Origin of the sequence: Campylobacter concisus (assembly GCF_002913225.1) — a bacterium.
Classification (GTDB): Bacteria; Campylobacterota; Campylobacteria; order Campylobacterales; family Campylobacteraceae; genus Campylobacter_A; species Campylobacter_A concisus_J.
Genome location: NZ_PPAW01000004.1, coordinates 1 through 446 on the forward strand (window position 1 = coordinate 1; position 446 = coordinate 446).

Genomic DNA, 446 nt, shown 5'->3' on the forward strand with positions numbered 1-446 from the left:
CCTCTTCTCTCGTGGGCTACCTGGTTTTAGCATCGTTGGGCTTGCAAGCTCTAGTATCAAAGAGAGCACTGAACGCGCAAAAGTAGCACTTCTAGCACTTGATTTTTCCTTCCCAGCACAAAAGATAACCATAAACTTATCCCCTTCAGATCTACCAAGGAGCGGCTCACAGTGTGACCTAGCTAGCGCTCTTCTCATAGCTCTTCAAAAGGCAAAAAGCTTAGAGAAAATTTTTGTATTTGGCGAGCTTGGACTTGATGGAAGTGTAAAAAGTACGGCAAATTTATTCTCAATCCTTCTTTTTTTAAGCACACAGGTAAAAAACGTAAAAGTCTTAGTACCAAAAGAGATAGCACAAAAAGCTTCAATGATCCCAAATTTAGAGATTTATGCGGTTAGTACTCTAGAGGAAGCGATTAGATTTTTTAATGACGCAGAATTTGCAA

Annotated in this window: 1 protein-coding gene; it reads left to right on the forward strand. The window is 39.9% G+C overall.

Annotated elements, in window-relative coordinates; all coding sequences use genetic code 11:
• On the forward strand, positions 1-446 hold a 446-nt coding region (locus tag CYP26_RS00625; protein WP_141090071.1), incomplete at both ends, for a magnesium chelatase domain-containing protein.